Below are 23,942 nucleotides of genomic sequence, written 5' to 3' on the forward strand. Positions count from 1 at the left end.
GGAAAGCCCGAGCCGCCCGATTCAGGCTTCCGTCCAAATGGGGATGACGGAGCCTCGCTTACGGAATGACTGGTGAGGCTAAGCGTTCCGCCCTTATCGTGGCTGCCCGCTCACGATTGTCCATGGCCACATCAGTCATCTTGCCTCTCAATGCCTTCCCAGTGGCAAGCTTGACAGAAGAAGAGCGCTGGTGCGTGGGCAGTACGTTTCCCTGTGGGACTTCGATCCACGGGGGAAAGTCGAACGAGCTTCCAGAGAGCCTGCGACGCTTGGGGCTCTGCCGCAGCATCCCACCCCGGCAACTTTTGTTAGGGCTCGATCGAGATTTGGGAGCGGGTAGAGAAGGAGATCTTCTCTAGTGACCGCGCGTCTCGAACTATGGGCCGTGTTGCTCAATACTCCGCTTCACCATCTCGTCGATCTCGTCATCGTACGAACGAACATCATTTCGCATCCCAGCCGAGACCTCCGATCGAGGCTCAGCTTTCGCAAGCTTGATGCCACGAAACCTCGCTTTGAGCCTGATGGCCTCTTCGGTTCGTCCAGTCTGATCTGCTATTTCGCGTGCCGTCAGGCACTGGCTCGCGAGGCGCTCCAGTTCGTCGACTGCCTCAGCCGTCCACGGTGCGCGATGATTGCGTTTCACTCCCTCACCCCCGCCCTGCGGTGGAACACTTCCACCTGATCCGCTATTCGCCGTCACAGACACGGCCCTCGGACGATGCGGGACCCGATTGCCCGAGGCCGAGGAAGCCGTAGACCGGAAACACCCTGTCTCTCAAATGCTGGGAGAATACTCGGTTTAGGAGACGTCAAATTGGGCGTAAGGTTAAAGCAGTCGAACAAGGACGTGCGAAAGCCCTTAAAGTCCGCAATAGGTGGATAGCCGCATTTCGGGCGTGAGTGGAGGCGCGATGCGCTGGCTCTTGAGTCTGCGGAGTGGCTTGGACGCCTTAACGCTGAAACCATCCGACGATCCCCGCGACGGCAGCAAACGCGCTTAGAAAAAACGCGCAGACGAGGACCATTGAGGCCGAGTTTCCGCGCCTGATATTCTTCTTGGACGGCGGCTGGCGATCGGGTTTCTGGATGATCCGCAGCCATGCCACACCTGCGACGACGAGAAACAAGGCTGCGATCATTCCGACAATATAACTGGTGTCGCGCATTGCTTTGATCGTCCTGCTCTGTCTTCAGCGTCCCGAGGTAGCGCAGCTTTCAGGCGCAAGCTGGTTGACTGAAGGCCAGTCAAACGGCTCGAACCTGTCGAGGGAGAGGTCCGAGCCGCCCTATGCGAGACCCCACGTCTGAAGGTGGGTGCATGGGACCTCACTTACCGAATGATTGTTAGAGGCAACCGTTCCGCACCGGGCCCTGAAAACGGCTTGGCAAGTCGTCAGGCTAAAAACACCGGCTTGTGCCGAAAGAGCAACAAACTGCAGGATTGGGTCGAAGTTTGACTCACGCCACTGAGGCCCTTCCGGGAGACCACGAACAAGCACGTGAACGGTCCGAAGATGGACACTTGCGAAATCGGGCTATCAACTCAGCGCCACGCACAACTATAGACGAAATTCGGATGCTAAGGCTTTGTCTGCGTGCCGCATGTGGCGCAGGTGAAGTGGAGCAGAGACCCTACCTCGCGTCCTGCGTGATCTTGATCCAGCAAATGTTTGCCGCCGGGATCCTTTGGACACCGCCCGGCGTCAGCGCGCCTCATCGCTGGGGTCTCGTTTTTGACGCAGGGATGATCCGCCGTTTCGGCAATCCCATTCGCCCAAGACATTAAGGATAACTCGCTTGAACGTGCTGCCCGTGTCGAGAGCACTCACGCAACGCTGTCTGATTTCTCACGATCGGGATTCTCGGACGGCTCTTCGAGCTGCCGATTAGAGTCCTGAGCGAGGGCGTCTTCGAGCTGTGCTGCTGGAATTTCACGGCATCGAAAGCCGGTGGCGGTCGGAATGATCAAGGTAGTGCTTTTGCGCACATGAACAGTCCCTTGTGCCGCATCCATGGACTGCTCGACCGTCTCTACTTGATAGTCGCCGGCAGGCAGAATTTCGTCCGAATTGCCGACCTTGAAAGGCCGCGCGAAGCGGACGGTGCGCATGGACGTTCGCTCGGCTCCAAAACTTGACCCCTGCGGCATCATCGGGCTGCGCGTTTCGCAGCGGCGATGGCGTCGCCGGCATTGGAATAGCGATAGCCGTTCCAGAGGTAGCTAACGCGCTCCTCGGTGGAGATTCCATAGCGGCGAAGATCGTCTTCGCTGCTTTCGGGGGCGGTAGCTGCCCCAGCTCTTGTCGAATGACCGGTCACTTCGGACTCCTGCTTCAAGCGGGAGCACAAAGTCTCTCAGTCACAAGATGCTTAGGGGAAAGCCTGCGATGGGAGAGCTTACCACAAGAGTGCGGAATTACCTATTCAAAGGTGAAAGCCTGCATGCTTCCAACCCTAGCTCCACTCACAGAGTATGGACTCGTCGCCGATGAGTGCAGAGCAAATGCCTAAGGAACCACGGTTGTAAACAGATAGACTGCGAAGATCACCAGGTGCACCGCTCCCTGAAGGACTGTGGTCCGGCCAGTCCCGAGCGTCAAAGTTGAGACGACCAACGTCAAAAAGAGCAGTACGGCACTCTTGACGTCCAGGCCAAGGGCAATCGGTAGACCTATCGCAAGCGACAAGGCGGCGACTGCCGGGATCGTGAGCCCGATGGTCGCCAAAGCCGAACCCAGGCCCAAGTTGAGGCTGGTTTGGAGGCGGTTTGCGTGCGCGGCCCGCACTGCTGCCACGCTCTCTGGCAAGAGAACCAGGCCGGCAATGATGACACCAACGATGGCAATCGGCGCACCGGCGGCCGCGACGGCACGTTCGATTGGCGGAGCAAGTGCCTTGGCCAACAGCACTACGGCGCCAAGGCAGGAAATCAGCAAGACCGCGGAAATAAGGGTCACCCCATTCGACGGGGGCTCCGCGTGAATCTCGTTATTCGCGATGACGGCCAGATCCGGAAGGAAATAGTCACGGTGCCGAACTGTCTGTACCGCAACGAAGGTGATGTAGAGGAGAAACGATACGACTGCGACGAAGCCCAGTTGCGAGGGGGCGTAGACGGGACCCGGCTCACTGGTGGTGAAGTTGGGCAGGACAAGGGTAAGCACCGTCAAAGCGCATATCGTGGCAAGCGACGCGCTGACCCCCGTTTGCTGAAAGACCTGCTCTTTGTGTCCGACAGCTCCGATCAGGATGCAAAGACCCACCAGGCCGTTGAGGATGATCATAACGGCAGCGAACACTGTGTCCCGCGCCAATGTGGCCGCGCTCTCGCCGCCCGAAGCCATCAAGGTGATGATCAGCCCAAGCTCGATAATGGTCACAGCGATCGCCAGCAGGAAAGTCCCGAAAGGCTCGCCAACGCGATGCGCAATCAATTCGGCATGATGGACAGCGGCCAGCACCGCACCAATCAGGCCCACCCCAATCAGTGGTGGCGATAGGGTGGCACCGGCATTGATTCCAACAAGGAGCAAGGCGAGTGCGGGCGCTAGCCACGTCCAGTGTCTCAAGGTTTTTGGCACACGCTCCGTCTAGGCGGATGAGAAATGTGCGCAATGGGTCGACGACTGTCGCGGCAGGAACTGGTGGAAAGCGAACGCTAGAAGCACGCGCTCTTGATGGTCGACTTCCGCCGCATTGCAACGATCAGCGGTCCAATCCGTTGAGGCCATATCACCAGTCATTCAGTGGGGCTTTGGTGCTGGAGCCGTGGCGCGTTCCCCTCAAGGAGCGCGGCAATGCACGCACTGATCATCGAAGATGAAACACTGATCGCGATGTCCATCCAGGACATATTGGAAGAATGCGGGTTCACCTCGTTTGACGTCGTGAATTCGACGGAGCAGGCGATTGTGGCCGCGCAGCTAAAATGCCCAGACCTTATTACCGCGGATGTGCAATTGAATCCCGGCAGCGGGATCGATGCGGTGGACCAGATATGTGGCGGCCCACCCATTCCCGTCATCTTCATCACCGGTAGCCCAGCCGATGTGGTAAAGCGCATGCCTCACCATCCGCTGATCGTAAAGCCATTCACCAACGAACTTGTCGCCACAGCCGTTCGATCGGCGTTGGCGACAGCGAAAGAGGCATAGACAATGTCGCAGGCCATCCCCGTGTCGAACACTGTCACTGCTCTCGGCACAGCCTTGATTGTTTCATCGAAGGCTCCATTGCTGTTGCTCGCCGATGACTTGACCGTAATCGGAGCAAGCGGATCGTTTTGCAGTGCGTTCGGGATCGATCCATCGACGGTAAACGGGACGAAGCTCGCGGCTTTGGGGGACGGGGAATGGGATGTGCCGCAGCTCAATTCGCTGCTCCGCGCCACATTCGACGACGCCGCTTCGATCGACGCTTACGAGATGGACCTCAAACGCAAGGGGCACGAACCTGCCTGCCTGGTGCTCAACGCACACAAACTCGAGTATGGCAACGCTGAGCAGCCCAGGATTGTTCTAGCCGTGACGGACATCACGTCCGCGCGCTTGGCCGAGAGACTCAAGGATGAACTGGTGCAGCGAAACCAGATCCTCCTACAGGAGCTTCAGCACCGCGTAGCGAACAGCCTCCAGATCATCGCCAGCGTCCTCATGCAGAGCGCTCGCCGAGTGCAATCCGAAGAGACCCGGACCCATCTCCAGGACGCACATCAGAGGGTCATGTCGATTGCCACGCTGCAAAAGCAGCTGGCGATGAAGAGTGCCGATAAGGTCGAACTGAAAAAATACCTGAGTGACCTGTGCGCCAGCATCGGCGCGTCCATGATCGACGATGCAAACCGGATCTCCCTATCGTCGAAGGTCGACGAGACGGTCACAAATGCCAATGTTTCGGTCAGTCTTGGCCTGATAGTCACCGAACTTGTCATCAATGCGCTCAAGCACGCGTTCCCCGGCCCGAACCGGAAGGGCCAGATTGAAGTCGACTACTCATCGAACGACGAAGGATGGTCGCTAACGGTCGGTGACGATGGGGACGGAATGGCAGCAGAGAGTGGCGCGAAGCCAGGACTCGGCACAGGGATTGTCGAAGCGCTTGCGAAACAGCTGGATGCCACCGTCGAGGTGGCTGACCAAAAACCGGGTACCAAAGTGATAGTGGCTCACGTCTCTTAGGTGCGCCGGCGCCAGCCACGCACGCTCTGGTGACCGCTTTACGTCGAAAGCTTCCACTTGCCACAATCCGCAGGCGCCCGTGCTCGCGGTTCGGTCTCACCACGCTAGCGGCGGAAGGATTCCGCACAACGAGGGACTTCGTCCGCTTCGGGCTCAAACTGTCGGTCGAATGCGCGACCGAGGGGAGGAAGAACGTTCTGACCAGCGCCGAGGCGGCAGTAGCGCTCGCCGTCCTGAAAAACTTTGGGGGCTCCGGGAGCGACTTCGCTGCTCAGAGTGCGGCAAGCGGGCGGCGGAGATTTGACGGCTTTAGACCTGTTCGCCCTTTTGCCCTTCCATGGCTTCCATTTGACAGGCCTTACAGAAGTAGAGCGTCAGCCCCTGAGAGGTATGCTCCCTCGTGGAACTCACGATCCAGAGGTGACGGCCAGACGAGTTCTCGGAACAGAGACCTGCTTGGCTCCTGCGCATTAGCGATTCTCAACCTGACAGAGGCTCGCGAACCACTGCGGCAGTGCCGCAGTTGCCCCGGCCGACGGACCTAAGCTTTGACGCCACGCGTCACGACTGGCGAGCGAGCAGGTCAGCACGCATCCCCTCGTTCGGTATTTCGGAGAGCGCCTCTTGCTCGGGCTCGGTCATCAGCGTCCGCCATTCCCAGCTCTCAACCACCCATTTCGACATTGAAAAACTATGCACCATGGAGCGCAATGTTTCCGCGGATCATCGCGTCAATCTGTTCTTCGGTGAGGAGTGCAGCAACCAATGCCTTTTGGTTTGTTTGTTTTATGCGATCCGCGCGCTCTTGCTTGGATTCGGTCCTACGAGCCTTCGGAATGATTTTTGTCATGCTCTCACAACGCACTCGAGTGGAGAAAGTCGCACGAGACGGGTCTTAGCCCTTCGGGAACATTGCTTTTGCTGCAGGTGCATCAACGGCGATTGCGACGAAGGTGAACAGGATGAGTTGTTTTTCGTCGGTCACTTCGACGCGATACTCGTCGCCAAGCCATGTTAGCTCCGGCCGGTCGCGCAGCGCCTCGCCGGCAAATTTCACGGCTTGAATGCGGGCGTCAGAAATGGTCGCCAGTTCAATGCCCTCGACATCGGGGTCGTAGATCGCACCGGCTTGATTGAAGAAGAATAGCGGCATCACGGCCAAACGGACTGTACCGAAGAACCGTTCCTACGGTTGTTCGTTGGGAGAGCGTGTCGAAGAGGGCGCCAGCCTGAAGCGCACGAGGTTCAAGACAGCAACGCCCATCAGGGCGCCCAGTCCTCCGGCGAGCAGACTGTCGAGAATGAAGTCGTGCCCCAAGAGTGACGCTGCCGGAAGAGAGCCAAGGAAACCCGCCGCAACGTCCAGCAAAATCCCCTCTGACGTTGAGGTCCTCAACAAGACGCTCGCGCCCCAGCCAATGACTGCGCCAAACACGACCGCAACAAGAATGCCCATATCGGCTTAGCTTTCTTTCTCAGCAGTTTTCATCGTGGTCGATCGAGGCAAGCCACTGCGGCAGGACTTCGGCCACCGTCTTTCGGTCCGACGTCCGCGCACCAGATCGCGCGACCTTTCGCTGAGCGGATCCAGACGCAGCCGTCTTGGTCGAGGTTTTATTTTGAATAGTCTTCTGGTCAGGATTGTCGTCCATCAGGCAATAACCGACGAGGCCGCACGAAGTTCTAGCGGCAGTAAGTGGTCGGACCCGGTCGCGGCAAGTTGGGTCGGAACCCGTTCCGCGGCAAGGCAAAGTCTCACCACTTCGGAGCGGTGGTTTAGGTCAAAGTAACCCTTCCCCTGCTCTGCGTTGGCGATGCCCGAGTACATCGCTGATTATCGTAGACGAGCAGCGTATTTCCGGGAGCTTGCAACCAATACCGCCGATCATCAGGTCGTCGCCGATCTTTTGTTCCTGGCAGACGACTGCGAGCACGAGGCGAACAAATTGGAGGATGCGTTCGGCCTGGTGGGGGACTGCCAGTTTGGGTCGACGGGTAAACTTTAGGACCGTAACCGTTTCGTCTTTCGAGCAAAGGGAAAAGCGTAAACCGGGAAAAGCAAGATCAACACTTTGATCGCAAGTTCAGCCCAGTAGCCAGGACCATCGAGAGGCAAGATGGCATCAAAACCGTAATCGTGGATTACTGCGATCCCCAAAAGCATGATGAGCGCCCAAGGAAGCATGAACACCCAGTACCAAAGCTTCACAGCTCCGCCCCCGCAAAACTCTGAGTTCCAGTCTCGAAGATTATTGCAATTCTAACAAGCGGTCGACAACGCGCGCGCCAAGCGCACAAAATAAAGCTCCCGACAACAAGCCATTCATTCGCAATTAACCGCGACTCGCTGAACGCAAGTCTTTGAGTTTGTTGAGTAGGTTGGCGAATGAGAATGATGACATGCATCGCAGCGGCGGCCTTGTTCGCGTGTAGCTGGTCCGCGGTTTCCGCACAGCAATCCCCATCAACCCTGCAGGCTGGGCCTGCGTATCGGATCAATCCAGGCGACGAGCTGGAAGTGATGGTTTGGGGCGATGAGCGCCTTCAGCGCACGGTCAGGGTGCTGCCTGACGGCTCGTTCGCTTTCCCCCTTGCCGGCCAAATCGTAGCTGCAGGGCAACTTCCTGCTGACCTTGAGCGGTACATCACCGCCGCCTTGCGCCCCCAGTATCGCGGCGAAGTGCCTCAGGTCACGGTGAGCGTGAAGAACCCCTCGGGCTATCAGTTTTCCGTGATCGGCAAGGTGAAGAGCCCGGGTACTTTTACGCCGGGAAGGTATGTGAATGCCCTCGAGGCAATTGGTATTGCTGGCGGACCAACGGAATTTGCGGACGTCTCGAGTGTCACGATCCTGCGGAAGAATGGCCAGCAGATGCAATTTCTTCGGCCGAAGCTCGGCGCTGCCCTCAAAGGCGATGTATCCCACCTCTCCGGACTGAACGCGCCCTTGATCCAGAGCGGGGATACACTCGTGATGCCGTAGGAGCGCGATTGGGCTGAACGGGTGCCAGCAACGGCGCGGCTATGATGACGGCACGGTCGTGCTGGTCGCGCCAAATGAACGCAGAGTCCGGATCGCGACGGGCGACGGCGCGCGGGCAATTTTGACGGACGCGCGCTGCAGGCAATGCTCGCGGAAAAAATCCTGCCCGAGTTTCGCAATGCCAATTTGCCGGACGGCGCCAAGGCTGGCGCCGACGCCATTGTGGAAGCGTTGGGGACGCGGCGGGTGAGCGCCAAACAGCGGGCCACGGCCAATAGTAACTAAACGCACTTTTGTGCTGGCTACCCCGCGCGGCAGTCTCAAATTTTGAAAAAGAAAAGCGACGCGACGGCGGTGGCATGTGTTTCAAACAGCCGCCAGCGCAATAATGTGAAAAGTGACTTTGAACGCGGCGGGCCCAATTGGCCGCGCATGCCTGTGCGGCGCGGCCCTGCCTGGAGGGCCCGCATAAGCGCATTTGCCAATGCGGCTTTCGCCGGGTGGGACGTCTCCATGGGGTGAGGCGGGGCGGCCACGGGAGGGTGGCCATGGCGGTGGCCAGCTTCGCGCCGGGAGACCTGCCTGGAGACCCAACATGGCCGTTTACAAACACCAGCAATTCCTGACCCACAGCAACAGCGCAGCGTTCGACCAACTGCACGCCCCGGCGACTGCGGCGCCCCATTCAGGCATTTACCGCTGCCATGGGTGCGGCACGAATATTGTGTCGACGGCGGGCCATCACTTGCCGCCGCACGTCTTTGGGTGGTTTCGTGGATCTTCGCGACAAGCGCTGCGTGCCAGGCCTCCGATCGGCAACAGAATGACTTCGCGAGCCATGTCCTTCGAGCACCGCCATCAACGTGCGATGCGGGAACGGCCCGTGGCTGATCCGCGCTACGCCGACACTGGCCCATTCCGATTTTGAGGGCGCTCCTGGAAAGGCGATTATCTTGAGCGGCAATCGTACATTGCGAGCCATGCGCTCGATCTGCCGCAACTCGGCGAGGCGCGTGACGACAAGCCGGAAGCGCCGGCATCGGCAAAAGCCTTGCCGCGCTCGATTACCTGATCGATCACCGCATCGTCATGCGTCTGGAACGTGTGGGAACCGGGTCCACGTTTATCTAACTAACCCCAGCTCGAAGAGCGTCACCGGGCGCGATATCGAGTCCGCACAGAATATGGACGCGATTGCTGACCGCCATTCGCTGCAGTGCGAGATGGCCCCGAGTGTCCTCAGGCAGGCGGACCGGCAGATCAGGATGAAAGTGTCAAACGTCCGGCTGAGAAGGCGGTTAGCCTTCGTGAGCGATTGAACTGGCCTACCGGAAGCGTGTCCCCTCAAGGCCGCCTGGCCCTACGGCCACGTCAATTTCGCAACCCGCCGCAATTCATTATTGCGGAAAGCGCGCCATCGTGCGTCTATAGTTGCAAGCGAGCTTCGCGAGGCCATGAACGGGAGAGACGACCCCGCCACCCTGGAAGGAGACGTCGCACGACTGACCGGTTGCTTCTGCCGAGCAAGGAAACAAACCACGCGTGCCTCATGCCACGGGGAGCCGCCCGCTCGTGACCGGAAGGGGCATGGCACAACCGGCGCACGGCGGCATCATCCGGACCAGCCGGCATGCCGGCTTCGAAGCGGTCCAGGAGTTCGCGACCGCGGTCGCATCGATCAGCGACATGACCGCTTTACGGGACGCCGTGTCGCAAACGACGCGCCAGCTCGGCTTCGATTACTTTGCCATTGTCCACCACATTCGGTTCGGGCGCCCGTCGAACGACAAGGTCCGCCTGTCCGACTACCCCATCGAGTGGCTTGCCAAGATCCGGGAAGACGAAGCCTTCCGCGAGCCCGTGCTGCGCGCTGCGGAGCGGGCGTCGTCGGGTTTTCTGTGGAGCGACCTCGACCGCCACGTGCCGCTTGGGGCGCGCGAGAGGGCCTACATGCTGGGGGCTGCGCGCCACGGCCTGGCCGAGGGATACACGGTCCCCAATCACGTGCCCGGCGAAACATTCGGGTCATGCCACTTTGCCGTCAGGCGGCGGGAGTCCCTGCCGGTCCGGAACCTGCCGGCGGCGCAGGCGCTCGGGTGCTTTTCATTCGAAGCCGCCCGCCAGATCCTCCTTCGCGACACACGGTCGAGCGAGGAGTACGTGGTCCCGGCGCCGCTGACCGACCGCCAGCGCGACTGCGTGCTTTTTGCAGCGCGCGGGAAAAGCGACAGCGTCATTGCCGAGCTGCTCAGCATCAGGCCCAAGACGGTCAATGAGCACATGGAAGCGGCCAAGCGCCGCTACTCCGTCGCGACGCGCACCCAGCTGATCGTGCGCGCTCTGTTCCAGAGCGAGATCTGCTTTTCGGAAGTGATCGACTAGAGCGGGCGCAGCGCCAGGCGCATGCCGCCCACCGGGCGGCAGTTTGGCCAATGGTACCATTGCTGCGGGCGGTCGTCGGCGGGCCGAATTTCGAACCGCTCGAGCAGCGTACGTAGCAGAGCCCGGACCTGGAGAGACGCGAAATTGGCGCCGAGGCAGCCGTGAGCGCCACCGCCAAACGGCACGTAAGCGTAGCGATGACGGAGCCGGCTTGGCTCGGGGCCAAAGCGGTCCGGGTCGAAGCGGTGAGGATCCGCCCACAGGCCGTCCAGCAAGTGGGTCAGCATGGGGTTGACGCCGACGACCGTGCCGGCGGGCAGCGCGTGCCCTCGAACTCGACGTCACGCACCGCGCGGCGCCACAGCACGGGGGCGGCGGCATTGAGCCGCAACGCTTCCTTGAATGCCCATTCGCTCAGCTGGCACGCTTGCAGCTGGACAATGGTGATGGCGGCAGGCGACGGGATCGCCGCGCAAAGCTCGTCGCGGACCCGCGCCTGCCACTGAAGGTCGCGGGACAGGTAATGGAGTGTCGAGACGGTCCCCGACGACAAGGCATCGAACGAGGCCGCGATGGTGAACGTCAAGTGGGCCAGGACCTCGCGGCGGTCGAGCAGCCCGGAGCGGTACATTCGCACTAGCGCCGCCGCCAGGTCCGTCCGTTCCGGGCTGGGCTCGGTGTCGAACAGAGGCTCAAGCAGCCGCGCGATGTGACGCTTTGCCCAATTGGCGCGCGCATGCGCCGTCCCGGGCAACGCCCAGGGCGACACGGCCGTCGCTGAGCGCATCATGTAGCGAAAGGCGAGCAGGTCATTGCGGGTGGCATCACGCGCGTCACGGCCGAGGAAGGCGGAATAGCCGTTGGCGAAGGTCAGCTGTTGCGCAAACTCGTAAGCCTCGAGCACCGGGGTCGAGGCGCCGGGCGCCAGCTGCGCGATGTTGCCGGCGAACGTCGACAAATAGGATTGAAGCTGGTCCTGCTTGAACGCCGAGGCAATCAACTTGCGGTGCCAGCGATGATCATCGCCATCGCGCAGCAGCAGGCCGCCGTCGAAGTGGCGGCCGAACACGGGCTGCCAGCCGCCGAACGCGGAAAAATTGGCGTCGCGGTCGAACAGGACAAACTCGTTGGCCTCGGGGCCGACGAGCTGAACGTTCCAGTTGCCGCAGGCGTAGAAGCGATGAATGGGCCCAAAGCGCTCATACATGGCTTTGCTGAACGCGTAGGGGTTGCTGACGGCTTCGGGCAGGACGCCGAGGAACGGCAGGCCCTTGCGGCCGGGGATGCCCGCCAGCCGGTCACGCGATACCGTGGGAAAGTCCGGGCGGAGGCGCACCGGGTCAGGCCGTGTCACCGCAAGGTTGAGGTTCGGGGCGTTCATCGACTGGTCTCCGGTGATGCTGGGTCAGACCCTAACAGGCGCACGCGCGTCACGCGGACCCGGTAACTACCGGGGATGATCATGTGCCGCTGGCGGGGCATTGACGGTGTCGTGAAAGTCGAACTTGTCCTGCCCGAGCAACGGCTCAATTTCGCGGCGCCGCTGATGCAGATGCACCAGGACCGCAAGCGCGTGTTTGTCGATACTCTGGGGTGGAAATTGGCGTCAGCGTGCAGCTGGCTGGAGGTCGACGACTTCGACGATCACCGCGCCGTCTACTTGCTGGTGCGGTCGCTCGAAAACGGCGACCACGAGGGGTCGGTGCGGCTACTGCCCACCGTGGGCCCGCACATGCTGTCGGATCTGTTCGGCGAGCTTTGCGCGGGGCCCGTGCCGCGTGGCGACGACTGCTGGGAGATCTCGCGGCTGGTCAGCCGTCCAACGGCCATTGCCGGGACGTCGGTGGTCAGGGTCCACCGGCTGCTGTCGCTCGCGCTGGTCGAGTTTGCGCTCCTCAATGCCATCACGCGCTATACTTTGGTGACCGAGGCGCAACGCGTCCCGGCGCTTCTCTCCGTCGGCTGGCCCGTCACTCCGCTGGGCCTACCCACCCCGTGGATGGGGCAGCAGCTGCAGGCGCTGCAGATTAACGTGTCGCCGGCGACGCTTTCGACAATGCGCGCGCGGCTCAAGATCGGCTGTGCCGTGCTCCAGGCGCCCGAGCCGGAACGGCAAGCCGCATGACGGCGGGGCCGGAATGACGCGTCGCGCCGCCTCCAGGACCGCACGCGCATTCGGGCGGTTGTCACTCGTCCGCAAGCACTCGGACGGGACGCACGAGGGCCACTGGTCAGGCGGGCGAGGCAGATCCTCGAACATAGGCGCAAGCGGACGGACATGTTCGGAAGGGACCTGTTCGGGGAGCCGGGCTGGGAGATATTGCTGGCCATTTACATTGGCGAGCAGCACAACGACGGCCCGACCATCACCAACTTGACGGGGCTGTCGGGGGTGTCGCCGAGCGTCACGTTGCGCTGGCTGAACGTTTTGACGGACGAGGGGCATGTCGAGCGCGTTGCGCATTCGACCAGCCCGGACCGCATGCACGTTCACTTGACCGCCGCGGCGCGTGACGCGCTTGAGCTTTACCTGTCGGAGACCCTTGCCGAAACGCATTGACTGGCACGGCCCGGCCAGGCGGCGCTGCTAGTCCGCGGCGGTCTTGCCGATCTCTTCGCGAAGCACTTCGATGGCATGGTCGAGGCGGGCCCCGGCAATGGCGGACAGCTTGCAGTCGTCGAGGATTTGCAGGGCGGCTTCCATGTGCTCGAGCGCCTTGGCCGCCTGCTCAACGGGTAGCGGGGCAAGTCGTTTTGCTCACCCCGGCGGATGCACCAGGATACACGCCGACCTCCAGACTTGAACGCGCGCAGTTACGCTGGAAAACATAACTTGTCATCCGGCCTGCCGATTGTTCACGGGGGCAAGCGCCGCCGGCGAGGGTGGGTGCGACACGCGCGCGGGCAATGCCGGGGTCGCGCCGGCCCTGTTTTCGTGCGTCATGACGTGGCTGGCACCCGGTAACTACCGGGAATGACCGGGCGCTCAACGCGGGTCAAAGTCCGTTCACGACCGAGCGGTTCGGCAGCGGTCGTGCAGGGGAGCAAAGAGGGACTGGTCCCACCGAGCAGGAACCAACCCTACAGTCTTGCTCCCCTGCAGTTTCTCCATGTCAAGGTGGGCACTTTCGGAGCGCCAATGCCGCTCTGACCGACAAGCGGCGCAGTCAGCGCGGCGGCAAAAAGCACAAAAGTGTGCAAAGTGACTATTGGCGCTTTCGCGCCGCCGTCGCCGCCGCCAGCAGCCCTAAAAACCCCGCCGCGCCGCGCCGCCAAACGCTGGCGCAGCAAAGTCCCGCATGCCTCATTCGCCAGCCGCGCGTTACCGCCCAAGCAGCGCCCGCATCACCGCCCACGTCACGTCGCTTTGCGTCACGGCCATGCCCATGACGAAAATGACCAGCGTCGCAATGGCCGTCAGCAGCACTGTGCCGACCAGCGCCCGGCGTGCCCGCTCCCGCTCCCGGCACGCCGCTTCGAACAACGTCGACTGGCCATCGCCTGGGGCTTTGAAATTGGCGTTCACCGCGACTGCGCCCCGCCCGCCGGCAGCTTGCCCATAGCATCCATGCGCGCGCACAGCTGGCGTGACCCCGTGTCCTGCAAACATTGCTCCATGCGCGCACGGCGGCCAGCGCCTTGCCAGGCCAGCAGCGCTGCCATGACCAGCAACGCCGCCATGACCAGCAGCGCCGCCATTGTCCCTTGCAACGTCAATCCCGACACCCGTCCCGCCACCATGCTTTCGGCGGCAAAGTTGCCTCATTTTGTTGTAAAGTAAAGTTCACATGAGGGTGCGAATCTCGTATCGGAATATTGGGCGCCTCGTCCCGGCGTCGAGCGACGTGGACGGCGTGCCCAGGGCCCTGGATCAAGGCACCCCAATGCCTCCAGGGGTGGGGGCGGTCCGGACAAGAGCACCCACTCGGCGCCTGGACCGCTCCCGTCTGGCCCGGCTTGGCGGCACCCCTCCAAGCCCGGCGCAGCGCCAGCACCTGCCCGGCCCAGTCGCGCCCTTCTGGAGTTCACGGCGACGGTTGGTCTAGCGGCGTAACGCGGGGGCGCGTGCGCAGCGCTTAGCCAGGCTCAGCGGCGGCGCATGGTGGCGGCCAAGCCGTAGACACTCAGGCCGGCGAGATAGCCAAACACCAGGATCACGATGGCCGCGTAAAGCAAGCGTTCGTCCATGCTCGGCTCCTCGGTCGCCGGTTCGACACATGACTGGCGTGTAGTAAAGCAAACTTTACGTAAAGTCGAGCACCAGACATCCAGTGCGTTCGCCGCCGCGTTGCAAAGCCACGTCAGCCGCCACCCCAAGTGCCGCGATGTACGGCGTGCTTCGACACGCTGAAGCCCGGCTACCGGGCCCCGAGGTGGATCAACCTTGCTGCCATTGGACCAGTTCGAAACAGCATCACGGCGCGCGGAACCTCGACCCGCAGACGCGGTTCAGGGACAGGTTCGTTCCGCTCGCTTCGCCCCCAACCCTTTCCGAAAAGACCAGTGGTGTACGTCAAACCGGATTACTATCGCCGCAAGGCCGACCATGTGCGTGAATTGGCCCAAAGGGTGACGGACCAGGCGCTGCGCAGGCACTTGAGGGTCGTCGCTTTGCACTATGAAAAGCTTGCCGCTGAGGCGGCCCTGGCGCGTCGGTAATGCTCATGCGCTTCAGCGCATGACGCGCCAGCCGTTAGGCCTGGTGGCTCGACGGCGCGGCACCCGGCGCGGCTTCCCGGTGCGCCTGGATCCAGTGCGCCAGCTTCTCAAATGCAACGCATTCATTGAACGACACGCCGGCCGTCGCGCCCGACGTCCACCGCACCACGCCGGACACGGGCGGCAAGTCGGGGAGCAGCAGCTGGACGTTCGCCGACGGGTCGATGGGACCGTCAATCGCCAGGCTCGCACCGCCTTGCGAAATATCCTGCAGCGTCACGGCAATGGACCGCAGCCGCGTGGAAAGCCGCCCCGGCACTCGACCTTGATCCGCGGCAATGCGCGCCGCTTCGACGGCTCGAGGGTGCGCGTGTTGGAAAGCACGGCGGCGACGTCGATGGGCTCGGGGAAGGCGACTCCCACGTCCCGCTCGCGCTCCCACACCACCGTGCCGGAAAGGCGCTCGCCGGAGCGAAATTCAATGTCCACGGCTTCGCCGATCTTGAGCGGTCGATAGGCCCGCGCCGACAAGCCGCTGGCCGAGATGTTGCGGACAACGCAAATGTCGCTCACGCCGCCAGCATGAAGCAAAGCGACGCGCAGCAGCGCCAGCTGGCGCTCGTGTCGGCGACGCTCGGACGGCGTGCCGACGCGGTGATGGGCAAGTTTGCGTGGGGTCGTCATGACGCGTCCATGCTCCACACAGCCGGCGCTAAACTGTCGCCGGCTCATAAGGTGACTGCAGTTCGACGGCGCCCTGGCGCTCGACGCGGCCGAGGATCACTGGCGAAACGGCCTCGTCGAAGCGAATGCCGCAAAGCTCACCCTCGACCCACATGACTTTGCAGAGGACTTCGAGGGGCCCTGTCTTGAGCAAGGCCGTCGCCCCTTTCGGCGGCAGCCTCAAGCCCTTGAGCTTGGCGCCGGTCTTGGAAATGTCGATGAGCTCGGGAAACTGGTAAGCGCTCATCGTCGTGATCGACGCCGGCATCGAAACGGCGGTGCGCTGGCCTCGCGGAAGCCGGGGCGGGCACGGTTGGTGAAGCTACTCATGACTTGCCGTCGCCTCCGTTTGAGCGGCCCGGAATGACCCAGACCGCCCGAATAGGAAAAGTGTCCGCCGGGAAATGTCGAGTAAACCGGCGGGACGCCATTGACCTATGTCAAGAAAGCTTACCGCTGGCTTTCCTGTTGATCCGGAACGGTTGGAATTGCGACGCTCGAGGGCAGGGGCCAGGGCTGTCTGTACGGGGCGCGCGCGTCCTAGCGCCTCTGTGCCCGGGCCAGCTTGGCGTCAAACGCGAACCGCGCGGACCGCGTGACGGCCGCATAGCTTGGCGCCAATTGGTCGGCCCGCTCGGCCACGTCGACGACGGCGCCAATGATGGCGTCCGCTTCCGCGTCGGACATTGCGAAATGGAAGTTGACCCGGGTCCAGCCAGGCTTTTCCATTTCATTGCCGGTCCGGACCGCATCCCAGATCCCGGCCGACTGCTCCTCGTCGATGTCCAGCAGCCGGTGCGCGTAGGGCCCGGCGCAAGCGCAGCCGCCCCGCGCCTGGACGCCGTGCCCGTCGCTCAGCAGCCGCGTCACCAGTTGCTGGTGAATGAAGCCGCCACGGCCGTCGCGAACGCGGAATGAGAAAATCGGGATCCTGGGCGCGTGCAAATTGCCCAGCAGCTCAATCCGGCCATGCCGCCTCCACGCCCCAAACGCCCGAAAGGCGAGGGCGGCTTCGCGCTCGTGGATCGCCTTCGCCCTGCCATGGGACGCGGAAAAGCCACTCGCTTGCCGCTACTGAAGGCGCCCCCAGGCGCGTCCCTTAGGACTTGGGCGGACGCCCGCGGCGCTTGGCTGGGGCCTTGCCAGTGGCTGGCTTGGGCGCGGCTGGCTTGGGCATGGCCGGCTTGGCGGCAACTGTCTTGGGCGCGGCTGAGAATGGTGTAAAGTCAATTTAACGTTGAGATTTGTTGCGCGACCGTCATGTTCCCCGGCTTTTGCGAATGGGATCGTTCAGCGACGCTCGAGTCATCGCAAGAGCCCGCCCTCCGCGGCGGGGAGCGGTCCGGCCAGAGCACCCAAATTCGAACCGGACCGCTCAGCCCGCCTGGCAACCGTTGTCAACTCGGCTTGTCACGAATAATCGGGCGGGAAAGCCCGGGAGGCGTGCATGGTGAAAGTCGCCAGCTTCAGCAGATACGACATGCGGACGGATCGTATGATTCAGCCAACTTACAAGAAGCGCGTCGAGTTGCTGAGACCGGAAGAAGGGTACGTGCCGATCGAGGGGTCGGAGGAAGAGGTCGCTGTGGACTCCATCGACTCTGAAGGACGGTATTTTCCGGATCGCCCCACGGGGCGCTGAACCTAGTCGAATCCGCCCGGCCGTGCGTCGGTGCGACAAAGGGACATTGGCAGCGAGATCACCAAGTCGAGACGCGTTGGAGCCCGCCCTGAGTTTGCGCATCGAAGCGGGCTCCGCAGCGACAATATGTAAAACCTAGTTTACATTCCCTTACTGCGCGAACTATAGCTAGAGACCGGTGTTGAGTGGGTCTCGAGCCAGGCCGTCCCTTTGGAACTGCCCGGTGGCATTGGCCGCAGCCCGGTTTGGCTAGCATCCGCAAAATGGACTGTAGGGCGAGCTCATCGCGAGGCGATGGCGCGCGTTCAGACCTCACCGTTCCGGATGAGTTGTTAAGAGTAACTTGGTCGGAGGCTGTGCAGATGGAGCGTCCAAGGGGAGCGCCACATGTATCACTCGGATCCGAGCACCTGGTTCACATCAACGGAAAACCGCCGCCGCTTCCCGCGTCTCGATGTCCAGTGCCGCGCTCGTATCCGGATCGGTAAGCGGCAATATGCCGGCTTCCTCGACAATATTTCGGAGGGCGGAGCGAGGCTGCGGACCCTGACGCCCATTCGCCGGCTGGGCAAAGTCATTTTGCGGCTGCCCGACCTGCCGCCGCTGCACTATACCCTCCGATGGACCAATTCATTCCACGCGGGGGTCGCATTTGAGCTGCCGTTGACGGCCGCAGCGCTTGCACGCTGGACAGCCGCCAGGTCGAGTACTCCCGATCTGGATGCGTTGGGCGAAGCCGAGATCGTAGAGCGTTACCCGACCGCATCGGATCACGAGACAGCTGGCTAGTCAGCATCATCGCTGCACGTCCCAGGCACCGGTTGATCGCGCTTAGCACTTGCGCCGGGGTTCATGTCGCGGAGGTTCGCCGGGCTGATCGCGTGGCACGGAGGAAAGGGTGAATGCGTTACACCCTTTTCGTCATTGGGGTACTTCGGGACCTTGACGCCTCCGTGCCGAGCCGAGGGCTCAATGGTCCAGACGTTTGAAGGGCAATATTCCGCACCGATAGATTGACAGGCGAACGAGGGACTTGGCGGCCTGGTGATTTAGGCCGCGGCGCTATCCTGCGAGTCCAGAAAGGCCGCGAAGGCCGTTGCGGTCATTGGCGCGGCGTAGAAATTGCCTTGCACCGCGTCACACCCGGCCTCGAATGCGACGCGCTCCTGAAGCTTAGTTTCAATCCCTTCGGCGATGACGTCGAGCCCGAGCGAATGGGCGAGGCCGACAGCCGCGCGGACAATGGCCACGCTTTCGTTGATCTCGGCATTGAGCGCGAACGTGCGGTCGAGCTTGAGGCGGTCGACTTTGAACCGGCGCAGATAATTCAGGGAGGAATAGCCCGTACCGAAATCATCGAGCGCAACCCTGAAGCCCAGGTTACGCAGGGAGGCGATCTGCTTTTCGCAGTCATCCTCGTCGGTGACCAGCAAACGCTCCGTGATCTCGAGCTCAATCTGCGATGGGCTGACGCCCTCCTCACTGACAATGCGGCCAAGCTCAGCCGCCAGGTCCCGCGAGCCAGTGAATTGCGCCGGCGACATGTTCACCGCGACCGACAGCGATGGCCAGCTGCGCGCAAACCGCGCCGCGTCGCGCAGCACGCGCTCCGCCAGGATATCAATGAACCGGCACTCCTCGGCGATCGCAATCGCTTCGACTGCCGCAATGTCGCCGAACTCGGAATGCGTCCAGCGGAACAGGGCTTCGGCCCCGACCACCTTGCCGTCTGCGGCGAGCTGCGGCTGGAAATGAACATTGAGCCCTTCACCCGTCGCCAGGGCTAGCTTCAGATCTGTCTCGAGACGGTCGCGGCGCTGCAGCAGCGCGTCCATCTCTTGCGAAAAGAAGCGGGAGCAGTTTTTGCCGCCCGCCTTGGCGGCATAAAGCGCCATGTCCGCGGCCCGGACATAGTCCGCCGCGTCACCCAGGTCGTCATTGGCCAGGACGGCGCCAATGGTCACAGGCAAGCGGACGTCCCGGTCACCCACGCGGTAAGCGCGCTGCATGTCCTCGTTGATGCGAGCGCAGAGACGGCGCACGTCCGTTGGGCGATCAACAGTGGACTGGAGGATCAGGAATTCGTCACCACCGAACCGCGCCACCGTGTCTGTGTCGCGCACGAGGCTCGCCAGTCTGGCCGCCGCTTCACGGAGCAATTCGTCACCCGACTGGTGGCCGAGCAAGTCATTGACGCGTTTGAAATCATCGAGATCCAGCATCAGTACGGCAAACTTTTCCCGGCCGCGGTTGAACCGACTGATGGCTTGGTCGACGCGCTGCTGAAGCAGCCGTTTGTTGGCAAGCCCGGTGAGGGGGTCGTGCTGTGCCTGTGACAAGGCATCGAGCCGCCCGCGTTCGAGCTCCCCGATCACCTCCTGGAGCGCGTGGTACAGCGACGACATGACCAGGATAACGACGATGGTCGTCGGCAATGCGATGGGCAAAAGCAGCCACGCCAGCTCGCTCGCGGATGCGTCGGGCCGGCCGGCGATATGCAGAATGAGGTAGTTCGTGACAACGATCAGGACGATCGCTGCCGAAACCATCGGCGACAGGAGTTTCCATCGGTATGCCATCCCGTCGCAAGTGATACGGTACAACGGTTAAGCTTTTTCTGCAGAATCCATCCGTTTCGGAGCAAACGGCTTTCGCATTCGCGCTGGTCGGAGAGCAATGCTAGCGTCGTCTGGGCCAGCCGCCAGGCCGGGTACGCGACACCTCTGGGAGCTTCATCCAGCGGAGCGTGGATCGGCAATCCCGGGCGCTCATGCGCTGACCGGGGTCGAGCGGCGGAAAGCCGTGTCCGTCTCGACCAACACTGTCCAATTTCGCTCAGCTTTCTTGGTTCGTAACTCACGAGGGCCGGGGCACGGCTTGGCGAAGACAGGAGAGCCTGTTTTCATTCACTCGCGCCGCCCGGCCAACGCTTCGCTGAGGTTGCCGCCCTCCCCTCGGCAGTGGCTCAGAACACTCATAACAAGGGCACTGCCCATCTCTCCAGACGCGCGGGAATGCCGTTTCCGGATGTTTGATGTTTGCGGCCGCGGCACGCGCGCTGCTTGTCCGAGCGTGCGTCGGGACGGCGACCTCCCGTCGAAGGGATCATGTCGTTCGTCGTTGCCTCCGACCAAGCGCTGCGGAAACAGCGCTGTCCAGCGTCATCCTTATAGAGCCGCAAATCGCGGCGAGTGGGAGCCGTCATGAATTCCTTCAATGTTTCCGCCGCCACGGTCGCCCTGGCCGTCGCCTTGTCGCCCGTTACGGCCAGCGCGCACTCAGCGGCTTCACAGACCGTCTCGGTCCGGCCGCTGATTGAAAAGGCACCTCTGCAATATGAGCGTTTCACGTTGGTCAACGGCCTTCGCGTGCTGGTTCATACCGACAGGAAGGCGCCCGTCGTTGCGCTCTCCGTTTATTACGATGTCGGGTCGAAGCATGAGCCGAAGGGCAAGACGGGCTTTGCGCATCTGTTCGAGCACTTGATGTTCAACGGTTCCGAAAACGCCGACGGTGACTGGTTCGAGCCGATGGCCCAGATCGGCGCAACGGCGCTGAACGGCTCAACCTGGTTCGACAGGACCAACTATTTCGAGACGGTGCCGGTCGGGCCCTTGAACGGGCGCTCTACCTGGAGTCCGACCGGATGGGCCACCTGCTGGGCGCCGTTACTCCAGACAAGCTCAGCAATCAGATCGGAGTCGTTCAAAACGAGAAAAGGCAGGGTGACAACAAGCCGTTTGGGCTGGTCAGCTACAAGCAGACGGAGCTGCTGTTCGCGCCCGGCCATCCCTACGGGCACTCGACGATCGGCTCGATGGCCGATTTGAGCGCCGCCAGCCTCCAGGACGTGAAGCAATGGTTCAAGGACCATTATGGACCCAATAACGCGGTGCTTGTGCTGGCTGGCGACATTGACGCGGCGACGGCAAGGCCACTCGTTCAGAAATACTTTGGCGATATCGCCCGGGGTCCGGCGACGACGACGATCGCCGCGCCGGTGCCGACGCTTTCGAAGCGCCTGAAGGTTGTCCTCAAGGATCACGTCCCTGTCACGCGGCTGTACCGCACTTGGGTTGTCCCGGGTCTGAACGACAAAGACAGCGTGCCGCTGTCGATGGGGGCGGCAGTGCTCGGCGGGCTTGCAAGCTCGAGGCTTGATAATGCGCTCGTGCGTGACGAGCAGCTCGCGGTGCGGGTCACGGCGTCGCTTGAAAGCTATGCGGAGGTGGGCCAGTTCGAAGTCACGGTGGACGTGAAGCCGGGCGCTGATCCGGATGCCGTCGGCCGTCGTCTCGATGCCATCATCGATGAATACATCTCGCGCGGGCCCACTGCGGCGGAGCTTGAGCGCGTCGTCGTGGGCAATGTCCTCGATACCGTCAACGGACTCCAGACGGTGGGCGGCAAAGCGGCAACACTGGCGGAAGGAGAGCTGTATTCGCGGGACCCGAACCACTTTGCCAGGGACATGCGGGCCATGGCTGCAGCAACGCCCGCCGGGGTCCGGACGGCGCTGGCCAAGTGGCTGAAGCGCCCCGTCCTGGCCCTGAGCGTGGTCCCCGGCGAACGGGAGCCCTATGTCGAAGCGTCAGCTCCTGTCATCCGGAAGGCGGCTGACCCATCAGCCCCGGAAAAAATCGTCAAGCGCGGGGCGTTGCCTCCGGTGACCGGGCTGAGCGAACTGGCGTTTCCGTCAGTATCGCGCATCACCTTATCGAACGGCATCGGCGTCTTTTACGCACGCCGCACCAATGTGCCGCTGACGCAAATGGCGCTCAGCATCGATGCCGGCTTTGCAGCAGATCCGAAAGCCAAGCTCGGGCTGGCGGCCCTGACGACCGCGATGTTGAAGGAGGGACGACCAGCCTGTCGTCGAGGGACATTGCGCAGCGGCAGGAGCAGCTCGGAGCGTCGATCGGGATTGGGTCGAATGCTGACAGGACCACGGCCAGCCTGGGCACGCTGTCGTCGAGCATCGTCCCGGCGCTGGCTCTGTTCGCCGATGTCATCGAGCGGCCCGCGTTTGCGCCACGTGAATTCGAGCGCATGCGCGCCCAGCAACTTGCCCGCATCGCAAGCGAGGGGAGTGATCCCGGGCAATGGCCGCTCGGGTGCTTGCGCCGGCGCTTTACGGCCAAGGATCTCTTTACGGTTTTCCAGCCACGGGATCCGGGACGGCGGAGACGGTCAAGTCGCTGACCAGGGACGACCTGGTCCAGTTCCATTCGCAGTGGCTGCGGCCCGACAAGGCGAAATTGTTCATCGTCAGCGACATGCCGCTAAGCACGCTTACCCCGCTGCTCGAGCAAACGCTGGGCACGTGGCAACCAGTGGGAATGAGCGGGATCAAGCCGCCCGTCTCGGCCGTGACGGCAACGTCGCGCATCCTCCTCGTCGATCGCAAGGGTCTCCCCAGTCCCAGATCATTGGCGCCCAGCTGCTCGCCGTCGATCCCAAGGCGGAGATCCTGTCACTCGACGTGGCCAGTGACGTCGTCGGCGGTTCCTTCCTGTCGAGGATCAACATGGACCTCCGCGAAACCAGGGGCTGGTCGTACGGAGTCCGCGCCGGCATCGGCCGCCGGGAACATGCCGTCGTCTACCAGGTCAGCGCACCGGTCCAGGCCGACCGGACCGGAGAGTCGCTGGCGGCGCTGCTGTCCGACTACCGCGACTTCCTCGGCGCCAAGGGGGCGACGGCGGCAGAGCTGGAGCGGACGGTCAACGACAATGTGAAGTCATTGCCCGGGTCGTTCGAGACGACGGCGTCGGTGCTGGGGCGCTGCAGTCAAATGACTTTTACGCGCGCCCCGATGACTATTACGAGCAATTGCCGGCGAAGTACCATGCGCTGACAGCAGCGGCGGTGAACCAGGCCGCGCGCCAAGCGATCAACCCGGAAAAATTCCTGTGGGTGGTCGTCGGGGACGCTGCAAAGCTGAAGCCACAGCTCGACCTCATCGGGCTTCCCGTCGAGCTGGTGCCCGCAGGCTGAGGAGCGTCAGGACAGGCTCTTCACTGGCGCGGCAATGTCGGGCCAGACGCAGAAGGTGGAGGGGTTGATGCCGTGCTTCTCAAGCACCTCGATGATTGCGGCTTGCAGCGCATTACGAAGTGTTCTGTCGCGGGGTGACACGTCGTTGCCCGTGGCAATCAGGAACGCGTAGAGAAACCCGGCTGCATCGTAAGCCAGGAAGACGAGCAGCGCTTCATGGCTTTCTTCCGCCAACATGTCCCGCTTCAGCCTGTCGATGGCCGCGCCATGGCGCGCAATCATCGAATAAACCAGCAGTCCGCTCGGCACCGTTCGACTCCCTTCCAGCTCAATTTGCTCCTGGACGCTCCTGTCCCGGTTGGGGCGCTGTTCCCGA

25 protein-coding genes and 3 pseudogenes are annotated in these 23,942 nt (G+C 62.3%); 12 read left to right on the plus strand and 16 right to left on the minus strand.

Features of this window, described 5'->3' with window-relative positions:
• Positions 1–953: 953 nt before the first annotated feature.
• The 4 genes from H9L15_RS08590 to H9L15_RS08605 all read right to left on the minus strand — a co-directional run bounded on the left by H9L15_RS08590 (position 954) and on the right by H9L15_RS08605 (position 3,536).
• Positions 954–1,169: a hypothetical protein gene (locus H9L15_RS08590; protein WP_187713809.1), complete on the minus strand. Its 216-nt coding sequence runs from the start codon at positions 1,167–1,169 to the stop codon at positions 954–956.
• 659 nt (positions 1,170–1,828) lie between these two features.
• Positions 1,829–2,113 (minus strand): hypothetical protein, encoded by a 285-nt coding sequence (locus H9L15_RS08595; RefSeq protein WP_187713810.1) that lies wholly within the window; start codon positions 2,111–2,113, stop codon positions 1,829–1,831.
• A 38-nt stretch (positions 2,114–2,151) separates the two neighbouring features.
• On the minus strand, positions 2,152–2,340 hold the full coding sequence (locus H9L15_RS08600) for a hypothetical protein (RefSeq protein ID WP_223276112.1): 189 nt from the start codon (positions 2,338–2,340) through the stop codon (positions 2,152–2,154).
• A 170-nt stretch (positions 2,341–2,510) separates the two neighbouring features.
• Positions 2,511–3,536: a calcium:proton antiporter gene (locus tag H9L15_RS08605; protein ID WP_223276113.1), complete on the minus strand. Its 1,026-nt coding sequence runs from the start codon at positions 3,534–3,536 to the stop codon at positions 2,511–2,513.
• Between the two features lie 264 nt (positions 3,537–3,800).
• Here H9L15_RS08605 and H9L15_RS08610 point away from each other — a divergent pair, with 264 nt between their 5' ends.
• Both H9L15_RS08610 and H9L15_RS08615 read left to right on the plus strand, forming a co-directional pair.
• Entirely contained in the window at positions 3,801–4,157 is a 357-nt protein-coding gene (locus H9L15_RS08610) for a response regulator (protein WP_187713813.1), read from the plus strand.
• Between the two features lie 3 nt (positions 4,158–4,160).
• A complete protein-coding gene (locus H9L15_RS08615; protein WP_187713814.1) occupies positions 4,161–5,180 on the plus strand; it encodes a sensor histidine kinase in 1,020 nt (339 codons plus the stop codon).
• Between the two features lie 561 nt (positions 5,181–5,741).
• Here the strand turns inward: H9L15_RS08615 and H9L15_RS18795 are convergent.
• The 3 genes from H9L15_RS18795 to H9L15_RS08625 form a co-directional block, all read right to left on the minus strand.
• On the minus strand, positions 5,742–5,864 hold the full coding sequence (locus tag H9L15_RS18795) for a hypothetical protein (RefSeq protein WP_262984756.1): 123 nt from the start codon (positions 5,862–5,864) through the stop codon (positions 5,742–5,744).
• Between the two features lie 211 nt (positions 5,865–6,075).
• Positions 6,076–6,333, minus strand: coding sequence for a DUF6894 family protein (locus tag H9L15_RS08620; protein ID WP_345167065.1), 258 nt, complete (start codon positions 6,331–6,333; stop codon positions 6,076–6,078).
• 33 nt (positions 6,334–6,366) lie between these two features.
• Positions 6,367–6,636, minus strand: coding sequence for a GlsB/YeaQ/YmgE family stress response membrane protein (locus H9L15_RS08625; protein ID WP_187713816.1), 270 nt, complete (start codon positions 6,634–6,636; stop codon positions 6,367–6,369).
• 358 nt (positions 6,637–6,994) lie between these two features.
• Between H9L15_RS08625 and H9L15_RS08630 the strand changes: the two genes are divergently transcribed.
• The 5 genes and pseudogenes from H9L15_RS08630 (at position 6,995) to H9L15_RS08645 (ending at position 10,545) form a co-directional block, all read left to right on the plus strand.
• Positions 6,995–7,186: a hypothetical protein gene (locus H9L15_RS08630; RefSeq protein ID WP_187713817.1), complete on the plus strand. Its 192-nt coding sequence runs from the start codon at positions 6,995–6,997 to the stop codon at positions 7,184–7,186.
• A 380-nt stretch (positions 7,187–7,566) separates the two neighbouring features.
• A complete protein-coding gene (locus tag H9L15_RS08635) occupies positions 7,567–8,163 on the plus strand; it encodes a polysaccharide biosynthesis/export family protein (protein ID WP_223276114.1) in 597 nt (198 codons plus the stop codon).
• Between the two features lie 58 nt (positions 8,164–8,221).
• Positions 8,222–8,278, plus strand: a pseudogene (locus H9L15_RS18800) (hypothetical protein); the annotation flags it as partial.
• A 29-nt stretch (positions 8,279–8,307) separates the two neighbouring features.
• Positions 8,308–8,448: a hypothetical protein gene (locus tag H9L15_RS17435; RefSeq protein ID WP_223276115.1), complete on the plus strand. Its 141-nt coding sequence runs from the start codon at positions 8,308–8,310 to the stop codon at positions 8,446–8,448.
• Positions 8,449–9,750: 1,302 nt separating this feature from the next.
• Positions 9,751–10,545, plus strand: coding sequence for a LuxR family transcriptional regulator (locus H9L15_RS08645; protein ID WP_187713818.1), 795 nt, complete (start codon positions 9,751–9,753; stop codon positions 10,543–10,545).
• Here the strand turns inward: H9L15_RS08645 and H9L15_RS08655 are convergent.
• Positions 10,542–11,926: pseudogene (locus tag H9L15_RS08655) on the minus strand (cytochrome P450). The gene H9L15_RS08645 and the pseudogene H9L15_RS08655 overlap by 4 nt on opposite strands.
• 81 nt (positions 11,927–12,007) lie before the next feature.
• Here H9L15_RS08655 and H9L15_RS08660 point away from each other — a divergent pair.
• Positions 12,008–12,670 carry an acyl-homoserine-lactone synthase gene (locus H9L15_RS08660; protein WP_187713820.1) on the plus strand — a complete coding sequence of 221 codons (663 nt, stop codon included), beginning with the start codon at positions 12,008–12,010 and terminating at the stop codon, positions 12,668–12,670.
• A gap of 153 nt (positions 12,671–12,823) precedes the next feature.
• A complete protein-coding gene (locus H9L15_RS08665) occupies positions 12,824–13,105 on the plus strand; it encodes a MarR family winged helix-turn-helix transcriptional regulator (RefSeq protein WP_187713821.1) in 282 nt (93 codons plus the stop codon).
• A gap of 762 nt (positions 13,106–13,867) precedes the next feature.
• On the opposite strand, the gene H9L15_RS08670 is transcribed toward H9L15_RS08665, so the two are convergent.
• Both H9L15_RS08670 and H9L15_RS08675 read right to left on the minus strand, forming a co-directional pair.
• Complete coding sequence (locus H9L15_RS08670) at positions 13,868–14,071, minus strand: hypothetical protein (protein WP_187713822.1); 204 nt, start codon at positions 14,069–14,071, stop codon at positions 13,868–13,870.
• The gene (locus tag H9L15_RS08675; protein ID WP_187713823.1) at positions 14,068–14,271 is read right to left on the minus strand and encodes a hypothetical protein; all 204 of its coding nucleotides are present in this window, start codon (positions 14,269–14,271) and stop codon (positions 14,068–14,070) included. The genes H9L15_RS08670 and H9L15_RS08675 overlap by 4 nt, the downstream gene beginning before the upstream one ends.
• Positions 14,272–15,051: 780 nt before the next feature.
• On the opposite strand from H9L15_RS08675, the gene H9L15_RS08680 reads away from it, so the two are divergent.
• A complete protein-coding gene (locus H9L15_RS08680) occupies positions 15,052–15,204 on the plus strand; it encodes a hypothetical protein (protein ID WP_187713824.1) in 153 nt (50 codons plus the stop codon).
• A gap of 34 nt (positions 15,205–15,238) precedes the next feature.
• On the opposite strand, the gene H9L15_RS08685 is transcribed toward H9L15_RS08680, so the two are convergent.
• The 4 genes from H9L15_RS08685 to H9L15_RS08700 form a co-directional block, all read right to left on the minus strand.
• Complete coding sequence (locus H9L15_RS08685; protein WP_187713825.1) at positions 15,239–15,484, minus strand: PilZ domain-containing protein; 246 nt, start codon at positions 15,482–15,484, stop codon at positions 15,239–15,241.
• Positions 15,481–15,888, minus strand: coding sequence for a PilZ domain-containing protein (locus H9L15_RS08690; protein WP_187713826.1), 408 nt, complete (start codon positions 15,886–15,888; stop codon positions 15,481–15,483). Before H9L15_RS08690 ends, H9L15_RS08685 begins: the two co-directional genes overlap by 4 nt.
• Positions 15,889–15,916: 28 nt before the next feature.
• Positions 15,917–16,195 carry a PilZ domain-containing protein gene (locus tag H9L15_RS08695; protein ID WP_187713827.1) on the minus strand — a complete coding sequence of 93 codons (279 nt, stop codon included), beginning with the start codon at positions 16,193–16,195 and terminating at the stop codon, positions 15,917–15,919.
• A 272-nt stretch (positions 16,196–16,467) separates the two neighbouring features.
• A complete protein-coding gene (locus tag H9L15_RS08700; protein WP_187713828.1) occupies positions 16,468–16,872 on the minus strand; it encodes a hypothetical protein in 405 nt (134 codons plus the stop codon).
• A gap of 1,084 nt (positions 16,873–17,956) precedes the next feature.
• On the opposite strand from H9L15_RS08700, the gene H9L15_RS08705 reads away from it, so the two are divergent.
• Positions 17,957–18,358, plus strand: a complete 402-nt coding sequence (locus H9L15_RS08705) for a PilZ domain-containing protein (RefSeq protein ID WP_187713829.1) — start codon at positions 17,957–17,959, stop codon at positions 18,356–18,358.
• A 260-nt stretch (positions 18,359–18,618) separates the two neighbouring features.
• Here the strand turns inward: H9L15_RS08705 and H9L15_RS08710 are convergent, their stop codons facing one another.
• Positions 18,619–20,148 carry a putative bifunctional diguanylate cyclase/phosphodiesterase gene (locus H9L15_RS08710; protein WP_187713830.1) on the minus strand — a complete coding sequence of 510 codons (1,530 nt, stop codon included), beginning with the start codon at positions 20,146–20,148 and terminating at the stop codon, positions 18,619–18,621.
• 624 nt (positions 20,149–20,772) lie between these two features.
• Between H9L15_RS08710 and H9L15_RS20335 the strand changes: the two are divergent.
• Positions 20,773–23,566 (plus strand): annotated as a pseudogene (locus H9L15_RS20335) (M16 family metallopeptidase).
• A gap of 6 nt (positions 23,567–23,572) precedes the next feature.
• Here H9L15_RS20335 and H9L15_RS08720 read toward each other — a convergent pair.
• On the minus strand, positions 23,573–23,875 hold the full coding sequence (locus H9L15_RS08720) for a hypothetical protein (protein WP_187713831.1): 303 nt from the start codon (positions 23,873–23,875) through the stop codon (positions 23,573–23,575).
• Positions 23,876–23,942 lie beyond the last annotated feature (67 nt).

The sequence above is a fragment of the Sphingomonas daechungensis genome, assembly GCF_014489495.1.
GTDB lineage: Bacteria > Pseudomonadota > Alphaproteobacteria > Sphingomonadales > Sphingomonadaceae > Sphingomicrobium > Sphingomicrobium daechungense.